The sequence below is a fragment of the Ramlibacter sp. G4-7 genome (genome assembly GCF_057784995.1).
In genome coordinates, this window is record NZ_JBYNTT010000001.1 from 383793 (window position 1) to 400236 (window position 16444).

The window sequence follows — 16444 nt, forward strand, 5'->3', positions numbered from 1 at the left end:
GAGGAGACACAATCGGGCCATGCCCGACCTCCAACTCGCAACGATCGACGTGCAGCCCGGCGCTGCGATGGAAAGCCAGTCCGGGCTGCAGCTGCTGCGCCCGCGCATCTACGGCGCCTGGATGCAGCCGCCGGGGCCCAAGCGCGCCGCGGCCATCGTCATGCACCCCACGAGCAACTTCATGGGCCACTACCTGATCGAGCCGCTGGCGGCCCGCGGCGTGGCCTGCATGGGCCTGAATTCGCGCTATGCGGGCAACGACACGCTGCTGCTGATGGAGCGCGTGATCCAGGATCTGGGCGCCGGCGTGCAGTTCCTGCGGGCGCAGGGCTACGACAAGGTGGTGCTGGTCGGCAACTCGGGCGGCGCCGCCTTGTCCTGCTTCTACCAGGCGCAGGCCGAGCACTTGACCATCGAGCACATGGTCGACGGGGACCCGGCGCGCCTGTCGCCGCAGGACCTGCCACCGGTGCAAGGGCTGGCGCTGTGCGCGGCGCACGAAGGCCGCTCGACCCTCATGCGCAACTGGATCGATCCATCGCTGACCGACGAGCGGGACGGCTTGTCCCGCGACCCGTCGCTGGACATGTACGACCCGGCCAACGCCCCGCCTTTCAGCCACGATTTCCTCGAGCGCTTCCGCAATGCGCAGCAGCAACGCTATGAACGCGTCGACCAGTGGGTGGGCGAGCGCCTGCGGCAATTGCGCGCCCTCACGGCGCCGGGCAGCCCGCGCGACGAGGTGTTCGTGGTCTACCGCACGCACGCGGACCCGCGTTTCCTGGACCTCACCCTCGACGCGAACGACCGGCCGGTGGGCAGCGTGTGGGGGGCCGGGGCGAACGGCGCCCGCGCGGTCAACTACGCGGCCAGCCAGATGGGCCGGGTCACGTCGCTGACCGCGTGGCTGTCGCAGTGGTCGCCGCGCAGCCGGGCCGACGGTCCCGGCAACCTGGCGCGCACGTCCGTGCCGACCCTGCTGTGCACCTATACAGGCGACCAGTCCACGTTTCCGAGCACGCGTGCCGCCTGGCTGGCGGCCGGCGGGCCGCGCATCCGCAATGTCGACATCCCCGGGGGCAACCACTATCTCGCGGGCCAGCCTGCCCTGGTGCAGCAGACGGCGGAAGTGATCGCTGACTGGATCCATTCGCTCTAGGTCGTGGGCCGCCGCCGCCGCAGCGCCATGCGTCGGCAGCTCATCGGCCTGTCGGGAATGTCCTACAACCACGAGCGCAGGCGACTCCTACGATCCGCCCATCTTCGGAGTTTGGCCATGGGTACGAAAGCAGCAAGCGCGCGCGCGGAGCGGACGGGCAAGGCCTCCTTCTGGTCCCCGTCGCGCTGGGCCGGCAGCGACATCCGGCCTGCCTCCGCACCGGAGAGCAGCCAGCCGCCCGCGCTCAGCGTGGGCACGCTCGACAACGTGCGCGCGGCGTTCTGGCAGTCGTACCGCCACCTGTTCCCGCCGCATTCGATCGCGGCCCAGATGGCGAACGGCAATGTCGTGATCTCCTGGTCCATCCTGGACGACCCGCATGCGAAGTACCCGTATGCGGCGCCGGTGTTGCTGCGCTTCGACGAGGTCCTGGTGGACACCATGCGGAAGGCCGATGCGCGCCAGCGCGCCCGCATCGCGCAGAACCACGAGCCCACGCTGCGCGAAGGCCTGCGCGGCTACGACCCGTTCACGCGCTTCCCGAATGCGCGTGTGATCAACATCGGCTAGGCCTTCAGTCGCGCGACCAGCACGTCCTCCGCGTCGCGGCTGATGCCGTGCGCGAGGCCGGGCAGCACGTCCAGCGTCACCTCTGCACCCAGTGAGCGCAGCGCCTGCGCCGCGGCCTGCGCATGCGCGGCCGGGATCACCGGATCGGCATCTCCGTGCACGAAATGCACCCGCACGCCGTGCGGCGCCCGCGTGGGCAACGCAGGGTAGCGGCCGGACAGGGAGGCCACGCGGGCGGCGGGCGGGTTCTCCTGCTCGCTGGCGGCCAGGGACATGATCGCGCCCTGGGAGAAGCCGACGAGGGTCGTGTTGTCGCGACCCACGCCCAGCCGTTGCTGCCACGCCTGCACGGCCGCGACGAAGCGGGGCAGGGTGGCGGCAATGCGTTCCGGCCGGTTGGCTTCGGTCACTCCCATCACCGAGAACCACTGGAGGCCGCGTCCGAGGTCCGACCGGTCGGGAGCGGCCACGCTCACCACGGCGGCGTCGGGAAACTCCTGCGCCAGGCGCACGCCCAGCGGTGCCAGGTCCTGCGCGCTGGCGCCCACGCCGTGGAACAGCAGGAACAGGTGCGTGGGCGCCGGCGGCGATTGCAGCAGCAAGGACGCGCTCATGCTTGCGCTCCGAACAGGTAGGAGTCCATGGCCAGCACGCCGTAGGTGATGCCGCCTTCGAGCGTTTGCGCCTCGGGCTCGCCCCCGGCAGCGCCGGCGGCGACCAGCAACGGCAGGAAGTGTTCTGGCGTCGGGTGCGCACGCTGCGCGTGCGGCGCAATGTCCAGCGCCTGCTGCAGGCGCTCGTCGTCGCGTGCTTCCACGGCTTGCCGGATCCAGGCCGCGAACTCGCGGGCGTACGCCGCGTCCTCGCCCCCCTGCAGGCGGAATTCGTAGAGGTTGTGCGTCAGCGAGCCGGAGCCCACCACCAGCACGCCTTCGTCGCGCAGCGGCTGCAGCGCTTCGCCCAGGGCATAGGCCTGCGCCGCCGTCAGGTCCGCGGGCAGGGACACCTGGAACACGGGCACGTCCGCCTGGGGGTAAAGGAAGCGGATCGGCACCCAGGCGCCGTGGTCCAGGCCCTGTTCGGCATCGGCTTGCGCCGGCCAGCCGGCGGCCCGCAGCACCTCCACCGTGCGCGCTGCCAGCTCCGGCGCGCCAGGCGCGGGGTACTCGATGCGGTACAGGGCGCGGTCGAAGCCGCCGAAGTCGTGCACGGTGGCGGGTGTTGCCGTGCTGGCCACGCGCACGCCGCGCGTCATCCAGTGCGGCGACACCACCAGCACGGCGCGCGGACGGGGCAGCTTCCTGCCGGCGGCGGTGAGGCGCGGGCCGAGCAGGCCGGGCTCCAGCGCGAAGGTGGGCGCACCGTGCGAGACGAAGAGGACAGGCATGCGGGACATGATGGATTCCTTGCAAAAGGGCCGGCGAGCGGCCATGCGCCGAATGTAGTTGTCGCGCACCGCAAGATAAACATGCTCCAATGGGAATGAGTGTTTCGCAGAGCAAGACAATGGACCGATTCCTCGCGCTGCGCTCCTTCACCGAGGTGGTGGACGCGGGCAGCTTCGTCGCCGCCGCCGACCGGCTCGCCCTGTCCAAGGCGGCCGTGTCGCGGCACGTGGCCGAACTGGAGGCGCGCCTGGGCGTGCGCCTGCTCCATCGCACGACACGCAAGCTGTCTCTCACCGAGGAGGGCGAGGTCTTCCACGCCCGCGCCCGCCAGCTGCTGGCCGACATGGACGAAGCCGAGGCCGAGATCAGCAGCCGCAGCCGCGAGGCGGTGGGACTGGTGCGGGTGAGCGGGCCCGTGAGCTTCGGCATCCAGCACCTCGCCGGGGTGTGGGGCGCGTTCCGGCGCAAACACCCCAAGGTGTCGCTGGAGGTCAACCTGTCCGACCGCATCGACGACCTCACCGACGAAGGCTTCGACATCGCGGTGCGCATCGCGCGCCTGCCCAGTTCCACGCTGGTGAGCCGCGAACTGGCCCGCACGCGCATGGTGCTGTGTGCGTCGCCCGCGTACCTGCGCAAGGCGGGGCGGCCGCGCCACCCGTCCGAGCTGGCCGCGCACCAAGTGGTCGCCTACAGCTACTGGTCCGACCGCGACGAGTGGGAATTCACCGGGCCCGAGGGCGTCGTGCGCGTGCGCACGCAGCCCTGCATCCGCAGCAACAACGGCGACGTGTGCCGCGCGGCGGCGCTGCAGCACCAGGGGTTCATCCTGCAACCCACGTTTCTCGTGGGCGAGGACCTGCAGGCCAGGCGGCTGGTGGAAGTGCTGCCCGAGTACCGCTCCCTGACCCTGGGCATCCATGCGGTGTACCAGAGCCGCAAGCACCTGACGCCCAAGGTGCGGCTGTTGATCGACTTCCTGGCGCAGTGGTTCAAGCAGCGCAGGTGGCCCGAGTGAGGCCGACATCCCCCCGCGGCGCGGCAGCGGTGTGCCGCTTCCTTCTTTTGGGCGATGCGGTGCCCGGCACGGCAGGAGGACAGTGACCGACCCCTTGTCGCAGGAGTCCGCCATGTCACTGCTCGTCCGTGCCTTCCCCCTCGCTCAGCCGCCTGCCGAATTGCAGGCGATGATCGCCGAGCTCAACGGCCCGCGGGACGCCCAGCGTGACGCGTTCTACCAGGCCCACGGCGTCACCCACGAATCCTGGTACCTGCAACAGACGCCGCAAGGCAACCTGGTGATCGGGCTCACCCAGGTGCGTGACGTGGCGACCGCGTCGCAGGCGTTCGCGCAGTCGCAGGAAAGCTTCGCCCTGTGGTTCAAGCAGCAGATCCAGCGCCTGAGCGGCGTGGACCCGAGCCAGATGCCGGAAGGGCCGCCGACGCAACTGGTCTACGAGTGGTCCGACACCGAGACCACGCGGCAGCAGTTCGCGCCGCCCGGGTACTGAGCGTCAGGCCGGTGCCTGCACGGCGTTGAGCACGTTCTCCGCGGTCGCCGGTGCATCCATGTGCACCCGTCCGTCCGGCCGTGCGGCGGCGGCCGCGTCGCGCAAGGCCTCCCATACGCTGATCGCCAGCATGAAGGGCGGCTCGCCGACGGCCTTGCTGCCGCCGACGTTGTCCTCGCGGTTGGCCTCCGGCCACAGGTCCACCTTGAAGTGCTCCGGCACGTCGCCGGTGGCCGGGATCTTGTAGGTGCTGGGCGCGTGCGTGGCGAGGTAGCCCTTGTCGTTCCAGACCAGTTGCTCGGTGGTGAGCCAGCCCATGCCCTGGATGAAGCCGCCTTCGATCTGGCCGATGTCGATCGCCGGATTGATGGAGGTGCCCACGTCGTGGAGGATGTCCACCTTCAGCACGCGGCTCTCGCCGGTCAGCGTGTCGATCGCCACCTCGCTGCAGGCGGCGCCGTAGGCGAAGTAGTAGAACGGCCGCCCGGTCAGGGTGTGCTTGTCGTAGTGGATCTTGGGCGTCTTGTAGAAGCCGTCGCTCCACAGTTGCACGCGCGAATGGTAGGCGTCGTCCAGCAACTGCTCCCAGGTCATGACCGCTTCCGGGCCGCTCACCTGCCCATGGGCGAAGATCACCTGCTCGGGCCGGCAGTTCTGCTTCGCCGCGACGTACTCCGCCAGGCGCTGGCGCACCTGGCGCGCCGCGAACTGCGCCGCCCGGCCATTGAGGTCCGTGCCGCTGGAGGCGGCGGTGGCGCTCGCGTTGGGCACCTTGCTGGTGTCGGTGGCGCTGATGCGCACCTTCTCGAACGCGATGCCGAGTTCGTCCGCGACGATCTGGCAGACCTTGGTGTGCAGGCCCTGGCCCATCTCGGTGCCGCCGTGGTTCACCTGCACGCTGCCGTCGGTGTAGACGTGCACCAGCGCGCCCGCCTGGTTGAAGAAGGTCGCGGTGAAGGAGATGCCGAACTTCACCGGCGTCAGCGCGATGCCGCGCTTGATGACCGGGCTCTTCCCGTTCCAGGCGGCGATCTCCGCGCGCCGCCGCCGGTACCCGGCGTCCTGCTCCAGCCGCGCGATCAGCGGCTCGAGGATGTTGTCCTCCACCGGCATCTGGTAGTGCGTGACGTTGCGCTCGGTCACGCCATAGAGGTTGGCCCTGCGCACGTCCAGCGGGTCCTTGCCCAGCGCGCGCGCGATGTCGCCGAGGATGGCCTCCATCACGATCATGCCTTGCGGCCCGCCGAAGCCGCGGAAAGCGGTGTGGCTCTGCACGTTGGTCTTGCAGCGGTAGGAGACGATCTCCACGTCGCCGAGGAAGTAGGCGTTGTCGACGTGGAAGACGGCGCGGTCCGCGACCGGGCCGCTCAGGTCGGCGCTCCAGCCGCAGTTGGCGGCCAGCATCAGCTTCAGGCCGGTGACCCGGCCGGCATCGTCGAAGCCCACCTCGTAGTCATAGGCAAACGGGTGGCGCTTTCCCGTGACCATGAAGTCGTCGTCGCGGTCCAGGCGCATCTTCACCGGCCGCTTCAGCTTGCGCGCGGCGAGTGCCGCCCACACGGCGATGTGGCCCGCCTGCGTCTCCTTGCCGCCGAAGCCGCCGCCCATGCGCCGGCATTCGACCTTCACCGCATGGTTGTCCAGGCCGAGCGCGTGCGCCACCCAGTGCTGCACCTCGCCCGGATGCTGCGTGCTGGAATGGATCCACCAGTTGTCCTGTTCCAGGGGCAGGGCGTAGCCGACCTGGCCCTCCAGGTAGAAATGCTCCTGGCCGCCGACGTCGAGCGAGCCGGCCAGGCGGTGCGGTGCCCGGGCGATGCCTTGCTCGGGATCGCCGCGGCGCACGGTCACCGGCGGCAGCACGAAGCTCTGCGCCTTCACCGCTTCGCGCACGTCGACGACCGCGGGCAGCGCAGCGATCTCCAGCTTCACCTTGCGCGCCGCGCGGCGCGCCTGCATGACCGTCTCGGCGACCACCACGCCCACGACCTGGCCGATGAACTCCACGGTCTCGCGCGCGAAGATGGGTTCGTCGTGCGTGAAGGTGGCGAGCATGGGATCGCCGGGAATGTCCTGCGCGAGGATCACGCCCCTGACGCCCGGCATCCGCAGCGCTTCGGCCGTGTCCACGCCCAGCAGCTTGCCGCGCGCGACGTTGGACAGGATGGGCGCGGCGTGCAGCGTGCCGCGCACCTCGGGCACGTCGTCGACGTAGGTGGCCGCGCCCGCGACCTGCGCGCGGGCGCTCTCGTGGGCATGGGAGGTGCCGGTGGCGGCAGCGGCCGCCGGGCCGGCCAGGAACTTCTCGGGCGCGTTCATGGCGTCGTGGCTTCCGCCAGGCGGAAGCTCTCCAGGTTGATGTGCTGCAGGCCCTGGCTCTCCAGCCAGAAGCGCTGCATCAGGTTGCCCAGGACTTCGGAGCGGTAGGCGGCCGATGCGCGCATGTCTCCGATCGGCTGGAACTCGGAACGCAGGGCGGCGGTGGCCTGCCTGGCGGCCTCCAGCGTCCACGGCTGGCCGCGCAGCACCGCCTCGGTCTTCACCGCGCGCGCCGGTGTCGCAGCGACGCCGCCCGCCCCGATCCCGATCGCGGCGACGACGCCGTCCTGCAGGCGCGCATTCACCACCAGGCAGACGGCGGAGATGTCGTCGTCGTAGCGTTTCGAGATCTTGTACGCCCGCAGGAATTCCATCCCTTCCTTCGCGCCAGCACCGTTCTCCCCCTTTCCCGCCGGGAGCGGGCCACGCTGAGGGCTGACCGGCCGCGGCACCTTGATCCACGCCAGCACCTCGTCGGGGGCCAGCACGTTCTTGCGGTAGCCCGTGTAGAAGTCTTCCAGCGGCATGTCGCGGTGGCCGCGCGCGGACAGCAGCACGACGTGCGCGCCCAGCGCGATCAGCAGCGGCATGGAGTCGCCGATGGGGGATCCGTTGGCGACGTTGCCGCCCAGCGTGCCGGAGTTGCGCACCGGCAGGCCGGCGAAGCGGTTCGCGAAGGTCTTCAGCTGCGGCCGGTCGGCGACGAGCGCCTCGTAGGCTTCGGTCAAGGTGACGGCGGCGCCGATGGCGATGTGGTGGTCATAGCGTTCCACGCGCCTGAGTTCCGCCACGCGGGTCACGTCCAGCACCACCGGGAACTGCATGTGCATCTTGGTCACCCACAGGCCCACGTCGGTGCAGCCGGCAACGAGCTGCGCCTGCGGCTGGCGGGCGCGCAGGTCCAGCAGCTCGGACAGCGAGCGCGGGGCGAGGTAGCCGCCGGCGGCCGGCACCTGTCCGGCGTCCGGGCGCAGCGCTTGCAGCTGCGCGAGGATCGCCGCTTCGTCCACGGACACGCGCGGCAGCTGTTCCATCTGCTGCGCGGCATCCAGGATGGGCCGGTAGCCGGTGCAGCGGCACAGGTTGCCCGACAGCTCTTCCTGCGCCAGCTCGCGCGTGATCGCCTGCCCCTGGCAGACGTGGTTCTGGTACATGCCGAACAGGCTCATGACGAAGCCGGGCGTGCAGAAGCCGCACTGCGAACCGTGGCACTGCACCATGGCCTCCTGCGCGGGATGCAGGCCGCCGTCCTCGCCGGCGAGGTCCTCGACCGTCCACACGGCCATGCCATCGACGGAGTGGGCCAGGCGGATGCAGCTGTTGATGGCACGGTATTTCAGCGCGCCGCCCTCGGGCTCGGCGATCACCACGGTGCACGCGCCGCAGTCGCCTTCGCCGCAGCCTTCCTTGGTGCCGGTGCACTGAAGGTCTTCCCGCAGCACCTCCAGCAGCGTTCGGTCGGGTGGTACATTGGCCACGCGGACGAGCTCGCCACGCCGGACAAATCGGATCGTCTTGGCTTCCATGCGATTCAGTATGGGTTTTTCTACTGGGGAGTACAACGCGGAGGTTAGGGGGAACCCTTGGCCACCGCCATACCGGTGGCCTTATGGGCCGGATGCAGGCAAAGGTATGAGGGACCAGATTCTTTTCGACAAGATCGACCTCCACTTGATCAGGGTCCTGCATACCGTGTTGACCGAACGAAGCGTGTCGCGAGCCGCCCTCAAGCTGGGGATGTACCAGCCGGCGGTGTCGGCGTCGCTCAAGCGCTTGCGGGAACTGGCCGGCGACCCCCTGCTGGTGCGCTCGGGCGCCGCGATGGTGCCCACGGATGCGGGACTGCGCATGATCGAGCCCAGCGCCAGCATCCTGCGTGCCGCGGAGGTGATGTTTTCCGAGGCCCGCGGTTTCGAGCCCCAGACCTCCTCGCCCGTGTTCCGCATCGCCGCCGCGGACTACCTCGACCCCGAGTTCCTGCCGCAGCTGGTCGCCCAGGTGAAGCACCTGGCGCCGCGCAGCCAGGTCGAGATCCACCCGCTGACCGCCGCCGCCGACTACCACGCGCAGCTCGCCGGCGGCGACGTGGACCTGGTCATCGGCAACTGGCTGCAGCCGCCGGAAGACCTGCACCTGGCCAGGCTGTTCGCCGATGAGATCGTGTGCCTCGTCTCGCGCGACCATCCCGCCGTGAAGCGGGGCTGGACCAAGGAAAGCTGGCTGGAGTCCGAGCATGTGGCGCCGACGCCCACGCATCCGGGCGCGCGCGGCGTCATCGATGAGTTCCTGGAGGCGCAGGGGCTTGCGCGTAACATCACGGCCCGCTGCCCGCATTTCGGGCTGCTGCCGCGGATGGTGGCATCGAGCTTGCTCATCCTGACCACCGGACGGCAATTCTGTGAACGCTACCTGAGCCAGCTGCCGGTGCAGATCCTGCCTTGTCCCGTGCCTTTCCCCCAACTCGTCTACTACCAGCTGTGGCACGAACGCAGCCATCCTTCCGCCGCGGGCCGCTGGCTGCGCGAGCGGGCCAAGGCCGTGGCCGCCGGGCTGCGGCCCACTGCCTGACGGAGGTCCGCCCTTGAGCATCCCGCGACTGCAGCTGGCGCACATCACCAAGCGCTTTCCCTCCGTGGTGGCCAACAGCGACGTCTCGCTGACCGTGCAACCCGGCGAGACCCATGCCGTGCTGGGGGAGAACGGCGCCGGCAAGTCCACGCTGATGAAGATCATCTACGGGGCGCTGAAGCCGGACGAGGGCAGCGTGATGTTCAACGGCCAGCCCGTGCACATCCGCAACCCGCAGGAGGCGCGCGCGCTGGGCATCAGCATGGTGTTCCAGCACTTCAGCCTGTTCGACACGCTGACCGTGGCGGAGAACGTCTGGCTGGGCCTGGACAAGAGCCTCACGCTGCAGCAGGTCACCCACAGCATCAGTGCCAAGGCGCAGGAGTACGGGCTGGACGTGGACCCGTCGCGCCCCGTGCACACGCTGTCGGTGGGCGAGATGCAGCGGGTGGAGATCATCCGCGCGCTGCTGACCAATCCCAAGCTGCTGATCCTGGACGAGCCGACCTCGGTGCTGACGCCGCAGGCGGTGGAGAAGCTGTTCGTGGTGCTCAAGCAGCTCGCCTCCGAAGGCTGCAGCATCCTCTACATCAGCCACAAGCTGCACGAGATCCGCGAGCTGTGCACCGCCTGCACCGTGCTGCGCGGCGGCAAGGTCACGGGCGTGACCGATCCGCGCCGCGAGAGCAATGCCTCGCTGTCGCGCATGATGATCGGCGCCGAGCCGCCGCAGCTCGAGCACCATGAGCGCCAGCCGGGCGAGGTGGTGCTGCGCGTGAAGAACCTGACCCTGCCGCGCGAAGACCAGTTCGGGCATGACCTGGACGACATCTCCTTCGAGGTGCGCGCGGGAGAAGTCGTGGGCATCGCCGGCGTGTCCGGCAACGGCCAGCGCGAGCTGCTGTTCGCGCTTTCGGGCGAGGACAGGCGCGCCGCGCCGGACATGGTCCAGGTCGGCGACAAGGCCGCGGGCCGCTTCGGGCCGGCGCGGCGCCGCCATCTGGGCCTGCACTTCGTGCCGGAGGAGCGCCTGGGGCGCGGCGCGGTGCCCACGCTGGGCCTGGCGCAGAACCTCCTGCTCACGCGCACGGATGCCGTCGGCAGGAGCGGCTGGATCCGCACCGGTGCGCTGCGTGCGCAGGCCGCCGAGATCATCCGGCGCTTCAACGTGAAGGCCGGCGGGCCGGACGCGGCGGCCAAGTCGCTCTCGGGCGGCAACCTGCAGAAGTTCATCGTCGGCCGCGAGATCGATGCGAAGCCCAGGCTGCTGATCGTGTCGCAGCCCACCTGGGGCGTGGACGTGGGCGCTTCGGCGCAGATCCGCTCGGAGATCCTGGCGCTGCGCGACGCGGGTTGCGCCGTGCTGGTGGTGTCGGAGGAGCTGGACGAACTGTTCGAGATCAGCGACCGCATGCACGTCATCGCCAAGGGGCGGCTGTCGCCCAGCGTCGACCGGGCGCGGGCGACGGTCACGCAGATCGGCGAGTGGATGAGCGGGTTGTGGGTGGTGCAGGCGCTGCGCGATGCCCCTCACCCCAGCCCTCTCCCCAGGGGGGAGAGGGAGCAAATCCAGGAGCAAGGCCAGGGGAGCAACAATGTTTAAGCTGGAAGCACGCCCCGAGGCGTCCAAGTTCTGGAGCATCGCCTCGCCGCTGCTGGCGCTGCTGGTCACGGTGGTGCTGGGCAGCATCCTGTTCGTCGCCCTGGGCAAGGACCCGGTGCGCGGCCTGCAGGTGTTCTTCTGGGAGCCGATCAGTTCCGGCTACCGCATCGGCGAGCTGATGGTCAAGGCCACCCCGCTGCTGTTGATCGCGCTGGGGCTGGCGGTGTGCTTCCGCTCCAACGTGTGGAACATCGGCGCCGAAGGCCAGTTCGTCATCGGTGCGGTGGTCGCGGGCGGCGTCGCGCTGCTCGCGGGCAAGGACTCGAGCCGGCTGATCGTGATCGCGGTGCTGCTGGCCGGCGTGGTGGGCGGCATGGCCTGGGCGGCCATCACGGCCTTGCTGCGCGACCGCTTCAATGCCAACGAGATCCTGGTCAGCCTGATGCTCGTGTACGTGGCGACGCTGGTGCTCAACTACCTGGTGTTCGGGCCCTGGAAGGACCCGGCCGGCTACAACTTCCCGCAGACGAAGACGTTCGAGGCGGCCACGCAGATCCCGCGGCTGTTTGCCGGCTCGCGCGTGAACATCGGCGTGATCCTGTCGCTGGTCGGCGTCGCGGCGCTGTGGGTCTTCCTGTTCCGCACCCGGGCGGGCTTCGCGCAGCAGGTCGGCGGGCTGGCGCCGGCGGCGGCGCGCTACGCGGGCTTCTCCTCGCGCAAGGCACTGTGGACCGCGCTGCTGGTCTCGGGCGGCGCCGCCGGCCTGGCCGGCGCGCTGGAAGTCGCCGGCCCCATCGGCCAGCTCACGCCTTACGTGCCGGCGGGCTACGGCTTCGCCGCCATCATCGTGGCCTTCGTCGGCCGCCTGCACCCGGTGGGCATGGTGTTCTCCGCCATCCTCATGAGCATGTTCTACATAGGCGGCGAGCTGGCGCAGTCGCGGCTCGGCCTGCCCAAGTCGCTGACCGGCGTGTTCCAGGGCCTGCTGCTGTTCACGCTGCTGGCCTGCGACACGCTCATGGCCTACCGCGTCCGCTTCCTGGCTGCAAAGCAGGCGATCTGACGAAGGCTGCCGGGATCTGAACCATGGACCAATACGCACTCCTTTTCGCCTCCATGCTCAATGCCGGCACGGTGCTGGCCATCGCGGCGCTGGGCCTCCTGATCAACGAGAAGGCCGGCATCGTGAACCTCGGCGCCGAGGGCATGATGCTGTGCGCCGCGATCGCGGGTTTCGCCACCGTCGTCCACACGGGCAACGACTGGATCGGGTTCGCCGCCGGCATCGGCGCCGGGGCGCTGCTGGCGGCGGCCTTCGGCCTGCTGGTGATCTGGATGAACACCAACCAGTACGCGACCGGGCTGGCACTGAGCCTGTTCGGCGCCGGCTTCTCCGCCTTCGCCGGCATCAAGTACGTGCAGGAAAAACTGCCCGAGCGGCCGCACTTCGCGATCCCGCTGCTGGGCGACATCCCCGTGCTGGGGCCGGCGCTGTTCCGCCAGCATCCCATGGTCTACCTGGCCATCGCGCTCGTGGCCTGGCTCATGTGGTTCCTGTACCGCTCGCGCTCCGGCCTGGTGCTGCGCTCGGTGGGGGAGTCGCCCGAGTCCGCGCATGCCCTGGGCTACCCGGTGCGCCGCATCCGCCTGGGCGCCGTCGTTGCCGGCGGGGCGCTTTGCGGGCTCGCCGGCGCCTACATCTCGATCGTCTACACGCCCTTGTGGGTGGAAGGCATGGTGGCCGGCAAGGGCTGGATCGCGCTGGCCCTGACCACCTTCGCCACCTGGCGTCCGGCACGCGTGTTGCTTGGGGCCTACCTGTTCGGCGGCGTCACCATGCTGCAGTTCCACCTGCAGGGCACCGGGGTGGAGGTTCCCAGCGAGTTCCTGGGGATGCTGCCCTACCTGGCCACCATCGTGGTGCTGGCGCTGATCTCCCGCAATCCGGCCTGGATCCGGGTCAACATGCCCGCCTCGCTTGGAAAACCGTTTTATCCCGGAACATAATTCGTACTTTCGTCCAAGACCTCGAAGAGGGGAAGCAATGATCGATACCAAGAAACGCGCTCTGCTGCACGTGGCGGCCCTGGCCGCCGCGGTGGCGGGCCTGGCCGCCTGCAGCAAGCAGGAGACCCCCGCACCGGCTCCGGCGCCCACGCCGGCCGCCCAGGCCCCGGCCGCGGCCCCCGCCCCGGCGGCGCCGCAGAAGCTCAAGGTGGCCTTCGCCTACGTCGGCCCGGTGGGCGACGGCGGCTGGACCTTCGCGCACGACAACGCGCGCAAGGCGGTGCAGCAGGAGTTCGGCGACAAGATCGAGACTTCCTTCGTCGAGAAGGTGCCCGAGTCGGCCGACGCCGAGCGCGTGATGCGCGACATGGTGGGCCAGGGCAACAAGCTGATCTTCGGCACCACCTTCGGCTACATGGAGCCCATGCTCAAGGTCGCGGCCGACAACAAGGACGTGAAGTTCGAGCACGCCACCGGCTACAAGACCTCCGAGAACCTGCGCACCTACGACAGCCGCACCTACGAAGGCGCGTACATGGCCGGCATCGTCGCCGGCAGCATGACCAAGAGCAACACGCTGGGCGTGGTCGGCTCGGTGCCCATCCCCGAGGTGGTGCGCAACATCAACAGCTTCACGCTGGGCGCCCAGTCGGTGAACCCCAAGGTCAAGACCAAGGTCGTGTGGGTCGGTGACTGGTTCAATCCGCCGAAGGAAACCGAAGCGGCCACGGCCCTGATCAACGGCGGCGCCGACGTGCTGATGCAGAACACCGACTCGTCGGCCGTGCTGCAGACCGCCGAGAAGATGGGCAAGCGCGCCTTCGGCTGGGACAGCGACATGAGCAGCTACGGTCCCAAGGCGCACCTGGGCTCCGCGGTGATCAACTGGACCCCGTACTACAAGAAGGCCATCGGCGACGTGCTGAACAACACCTGGCAGACCGGCCAGAGCTGGTGGGGCGTCAAGGAAGGCGCGATCGACTTCGTGTCCGTCGCGGCGGACGTGCCCGACAGCGCCAAGCAGCAGCTGGAAAAGGTGAAGGCCGGCCTGAAGGACGGCTCGCTGGTGATCTGGAAGGGTCCCCTGGCCGACAACACCGGCAAGGAAATCCTGGCCAAGGACGCCGTGGCCGACGACAAGTTCCTGGGCGGCATCAACTTCTACGTCAAGGGCGTCGAAGGCAAGGTGCCGGGCGCGGACAAGAAGTAAGGCGGTAGCAAGACGTGCAAAAGGGCCGCTCGTGCGGCCCTTTGTCTTTTCCCCTGGCATTGCGGGTCGGGCCCGCAATGACATGGCTGGGTAGCATGCAGGCATGATCGAACGACAGCATTGGCATCCGGTGGCCGGCAGCGAGGTGGTGCGGGACGCGCCGCACGCCGCGCGCCTGCTCGGCGAAGACATCGTCCTCTGGCGCGATCCGGATGGTGCGGTCCACGCCTGGCCGGACCGCTGCCCGCACCGCGGCGCGCGCCTGTCGCTGGGCCGGGTGGAGGACGGGCACCTCGAGTGCCCGTACCACGGCTGGCAGTTCGCGCCGTCGGGACAATGCCTGCACGTGCCGGCGCTGCCCACCTTCACCCCACCCGCGACGCACTGCGTGCAGGGGTTCCAGGCGCGTGAGTCGCACGGCCTCGTGTGGGTGCGGCTCGCACCCGGCGACGTCGCCCTGCCGGCGTTCACTGCGGAAGACGACGCCCGCCTGCGCAAGCTGAACTGCGGCCCTTACACCGTGGAAACCAGCGCCCCGCGCATCGTCGAGAACTTCCTGGACCTCGCGCACTTCGCCTTCGTGCACGAAGGCTGGCTGGGCGCCCGCGGCGCGTCCGCGATCGACGACTACCGGGTCGAGGAAACGCCCACCGGCCTGCGTGCGACGCAGTGCAAGGCCTGGCAGCCGCAGTCGAACCTCCATTCCACCGCCCCCGCGCAGGTGGAGTACACCTACGAGGTGAGCGCCCCTTACACCGCGGTGCTCACCAAGATCCCGGAAGCCGGCAAGACCGCGGTGGCCGACTGGCGCGAGGCGATCGCGCTGTTCATCGCACCGGTGGAGCAGGAGCGCAGCGTCGTGTGGTTCCGTCTCGCTGTCGCCGATTTCGCATCGCCCAACGACAAGCTGCGTGCCTTCCAGGACACCATCTTCCGGCAGGACCAGCCCGTGCTCGAATCGCAGCAGCCCAGGCGGCTGCCGCTGGACCTGCGCGCGGAGTTGCACACCAGCGCCGACCGAGCCTCCTCCGCCTACCGCCGTTATCTTTCCCGCCAGGCCATCACCTTCGGAGTCCTGCGATGAATCTCCCGTCCCTGCTCGCCACCATGCCGAAGGCGGAGCTGCATATCCACATCGAGGGTTCCCTGGAACCCGAGCTGATCTTCCAGCTGGCGCAGCGCAACGGCGTGGCGCTCCCGTATGCGAGCGTGGACGAACTGCGGCGCGCCTACGCCTTCACCAACCTGCAAAGCTTCCTCGACATCTACTACGCCGGCGCCAGCGTGCTGCTGCACGAGCAGGACTTCTACGACATGGCGTGGGCCTACCTGCGCAAGGCCGCGACCGACTACGTGATCCGCAGCGAGATCTTCTTCGACCCGCAGACGCACACGGCCCGCGGCGTGGCGATGGAGACCGTGATCCGCGGCCTGTCCCGGGCCTGCAAGGACGCGCAGAAACTGGGCGTCGATGCCGAACTGATCCTGTGCTTCCTGCGCCACCTCAGCGAGGCGGAGGCCTTCGAGACGCTGGAGCAGGCGCTGCCCTTTCGCGAGCACTTCATCGGCGTCGGCCTCGATTCCAGCGAGATGGGGCATCCGCCCGAGAAGTTCGCGCGGGTGTTCGCCAGGTGCCGGCAGCAGGGCCTGCACCTCGTCGCCCATGCCGGCGAGGAAGGACCGCCGGCCTATGTCTGGTCCGCGCTCGACGTGCTGAAGGTCGAGCGCATCGACCACGGCGTGCAGTCGGCCAAGGATCCGGTGCTGATGAAGCGGCTCGCGCAGGAGCGCATCCCGCTCACGGTGTGCCCGCTGTCCAACCTGAAGCTGTGCGTGTTCCCCGAGCTGAAGCAGCACAACCTGCGCGGGCTGCTCGATGCCGGCCTGTGCGTCACGGTCAACTCCGACGACCCGGCCTACTTCGGCGGCTACATCAACGACAACTTCCTGCAGACGGCGGCCGCCATCGGGCTGGACCGGCAGCACGCGTACCGGCTGGCGCGCAACAGCTTCGAGGGTTCGTTCGCGGAGCCGTCGCGCAAAGCGCACTACGTCGACCGGCTCGACGCCTTCTTCGCCGCTGCGGCTTAAGCGTTTTCCCAGCGGGGC

At 69.4% G+C, this 16444-nt stretch carries 15 protein-coding genes; 11 read left to right on the forward strand and 4 right to left on the reverse strand.

Annotated features, from left to right (window positions below):
• Positions 1 to 19 precede the first annotated feature (19 nt).
• Together AC3EGR_RS01880 and AC3EGR_RS01885 are read left to right on the forward strand one after the other, a co-directional pair.
• The gene (locus AC3EGR_RS01880) at positions 20 to 1159 is read left to right on the forward strand and encodes an alpha/beta hydrolase (RefSeq protein ID WP_488544730.1); all 1140 of its coding nucleotides are present in this window, start codon (positions 20 to 22) and stop codon (positions 1157 to 1159) included.
• Between the two features lie 117 nt (positions 1160 to 1276).
• Positions 1277 to 1729 (forward strand): hypothetical protein, encoded by a 453-nt coding sequence (locus AC3EGR_RS01885; protein WP_488544731.1) that lies wholly within the window; start codon positions 1277 to 1279, stop codon positions 1727 to 1729.
• Here the strand turns inward: AC3EGR_RS01885 and ypfH are convergent.
• Both ypfH and AC3EGR_RS01895 read right to left on the reverse strand, forming a co-directional pair.
• Positions 1726 to 2343, reverse strand: a complete 618-nt coding sequence (gene ypfH, locus AC3EGR_RS01890; RefSeq protein ID WP_488544732.1) for an esterase — start codon at positions 2341 to 2343, stop codon at positions 1726 to 1728. The genes AC3EGR_RS01885 and ypfH overlap by 4 nt on opposite strands.
• A complete protein-coding gene (locus tag AC3EGR_RS01895; RefSeq protein WP_488544733.1) occupies positions 2340 to 3125 on the reverse strand; it encodes a dioxygenase family protein in 786 nt (261 codons plus the stop codon). Before AC3EGR_RS01895 ends, ypfH begins: the two co-directional genes overlap by 4 nt.
• Before the next feature lie 110 nt (positions 3126 to 3235).
• Here AC3EGR_RS01895 and AC3EGR_RS01900 point away from each other — a divergent pair, with 110 nt between their 5' ends.
• Positions 3236 to 4135, forward strand: coding sequence for a LysR family transcriptional regulator (locus tag AC3EGR_RS01900; RefSeq protein ID WP_488544734.1), 900 nt, complete (start codon positions 3236 to 3238; stop codon positions 4133 to 4135).
• A 112-nt stretch (positions 4136 to 4247) separates the two neighbouring features.
• Positions 4248 to 4628: a hypothetical protein gene (locus AC3EGR_RS01905; protein ID WP_488544735.1), complete on the forward strand. Its 381-nt coding sequence runs from the start codon at positions 4248 to 4250 to the stop codon at positions 4626 to 4628.
• Between the two features lie 3 nt (positions 4629 to 4631).
• On the opposite strand, the gene xdhB is transcribed toward AC3EGR_RS01905, so the two are convergent.
• Both xdhB and xdhA read right to left on the reverse strand, forming a co-directional pair.
• The gene (gene xdhB, locus AC3EGR_RS01910; RefSeq protein WP_488544736.1) at positions 4632 to 6947 is read right to left on the reverse strand and encodes a xanthine dehydrogenase molybdopterin binding subunit; all 2316 of its coding nucleotides are present in this window, start codon (positions 6945 to 6947) and stop codon (positions 4632 to 4634) included.
• Positions 6944 to 8473, reverse strand: coding sequence for a xanthine dehydrogenase small subunit (gene xdhA / locus AC3EGR_RS01915; protein ID WP_488544737.1), 1530 nt, complete (start codon positions 8471 to 8473; stop codon positions 6944 to 6946). The genes xdhB and xdhA overlap by 4 nt, the downstream gene beginning before the upstream one ends.
• A gap of 106 nt (positions 8474 to 8579) precedes the next feature.
• Between xdhA and AC3EGR_RS01920 the strand changes: the two genes are divergently transcribed.
• The 7 genes from AC3EGR_RS01920 to AC3EGR_RS01950 all read left to right on the forward strand — a co-directional run bounded on the left by AC3EGR_RS01920 (position 8580) and on the right by AC3EGR_RS01950 (position 16426).
• The gene (locus AC3EGR_RS01920; protein ID WP_488544738.1) at positions 8580 to 9515 is read left to right on the forward strand and encodes a LysR family transcriptional regulator; all 936 of its coding nucleotides are present in this window, start codon (positions 8580 to 8582) and stop codon (positions 9513 to 9515) included.
• Positions 9516 to 9528: 13 nt separating this feature from the next.
• Positions 9529 to 11118 carry an ABC transporter ATP-binding protein gene (locus tag AC3EGR_RS01925; RefSeq protein WP_488544739.1) on the forward strand — a complete coding sequence of 530 codons (1590 nt, stop codon included), beginning with the start codon at positions 9529 to 9531 and terminating at the stop codon, positions 11116 to 11118.
• Positions 11111 to 12181 (forward strand): ABC transporter permease, encoded by a 1071-nt coding sequence (locus AC3EGR_RS01930; RefSeq protein WP_488544740.1) that lies wholly within the window; start codon positions 11111 to 11113, stop codon positions 12179 to 12181. The genes AC3EGR_RS01925 and AC3EGR_RS01930 overlap by 8 nt, the downstream gene beginning before the upstream one ends.
• Positions 12182 to 12204: 23 nt before the next feature.
• Entirely contained in the window at positions 12205 to 13125 is a 921-nt protein-coding gene (locus AC3EGR_RS01935; RefSeq protein ID WP_488544741.1) for an ABC transporter permease, read from the forward strand.
• Between the two features lie 37 nt (positions 13126 to 13162).
• Positions 13163 to 14335, forward strand: coding sequence for a BMP family ABC transporter substrate-binding protein (locus AC3EGR_RS01940; RefSeq protein WP_488544742.1), 1173 nt, complete (start codon positions 13163 to 13165; stop codon positions 14333 to 14335).
• A 103-nt stretch (positions 14336 to 14438) separates the two neighbouring features.
• Positions 14439 to 15419 (forward strand): aromatic ring-hydroxylating dioxygenase subunit alpha, encoded by a 981-nt coding sequence (locus AC3EGR_RS01945; protein WP_488544743.1) that lies wholly within the window; start codon positions 14439 to 14441, stop codon positions 15417 to 15419.
• A complete protein-coding gene (locus AC3EGR_RS01950) occupies positions 15416 to 16426 on the forward strand; it encodes an adenosine deaminase (RefSeq protein ID WP_488544744.1) in 1011 nt (336 codons plus the stop codon). Before AC3EGR_RS01945 ends, AC3EGR_RS01950 begins: the two co-directional genes overlap by 4 nt.
• Positions 16427 to 16444: the final 18 nt, after the last annotated feature.

Bases quoted from the DNA above. Each gene is read 5' to 3' on its own strand.
- AC3EGR_RS01880 (WP_488544730.1), top strand. From the start codon at position 20: ATGCCCGACCTCCAACTCGCAACGATCGACGTGCAGCCCGGCGCTGCG.
- AC3EGR_RS01885 (WP_488544731.1), top strand. From the start codon at position 1,277: ATGGGTACGAAAGCAGCAAGCGCGCGCGCGGAGCGGACGGGCAAGGCC.
- ypfH (WP_488544732.1), bottom strand. From the start codon at position 2,343: ATGAGCGCGTCCTTGCTGCTGCAATCGCCGCCGGCGCCCACGCACCTG.
- AC3EGR_RS01895 (WP_488544733.1), bottom strand. From the start codon at position 3,125: ATGTCCCGCATGCCTGTCCTCTTCGTCTCGCACGGTGCGCCCACCTTC.
- AC3EGR_RS01900 (WP_488544734.1), top strand. From the start codon at position 3,236: ATGGACCGATTCCTCGCGCTGCGCTCCTTCACCGAGGTGGTGGACGCG.
- AC3EGR_RS01905 (WP_488544735.1), top strand. From the start codon at position 4,248: ATGTCACTGCTCGTCCGTGCCTTCCCCCTCGCTCAGCCGCCTGCCGAA.
- xdhB (WP_488544736.1), bottom strand. From the start codon at position 6,947: ATGAACGCGCCCGAGAAGTTCCTGGCCGGCCCGGCGGCCGCTGCCGCC.
- xdhA (WP_488544737.1), bottom strand. From the start codon at position 8,473: ATGGAAGCCAAGACGATCCGATTTGTCCGGCGTGGCGAGCTCGTCCGC.
- AC3EGR_RS01920 (WP_488544738.1), top strand. From the start codon at position 8,580: ATGAGGGACCAGATTCTTTTCGACAAGATCGACCTCCACTTGATCAGG.
- AC3EGR_RS01930 (WP_488544740.1), top strand. From the start codon at position 11,111: ATGTTTAAGCTGGAAGCACGCCCCGAGGCGTCCAAGTTCTGGAGCATC.
- AC3EGR_RS01935 (WP_488544741.1), top strand. From the start codon at position 12,205: ATGGACCAATACGCACTCCTTTTCGCCTCCATGCTCAATGCCGGCACG.
- AC3EGR_RS01940 (WP_488544742.1), top strand. From the start codon at position 13,163: ATGATCGATACCAAGAAACGCGCTCTGCTGCACGTGGCGGCCCTGGCC.
- AC3EGR_RS01945 (WP_488544743.1), top strand. From the start codon at position 14,439: ATGATCGAACGACAGCATTGGCATCCGGTGGCCGGCAGCGAGGTGGTG.
- AC3EGR_RS01950 (WP_488544744.1), top strand. From the start codon at position 15,416: ATGAATCTCCCGTCCCTGCTCGCCACCATGCCGAAGGCGGAGCTGCAT.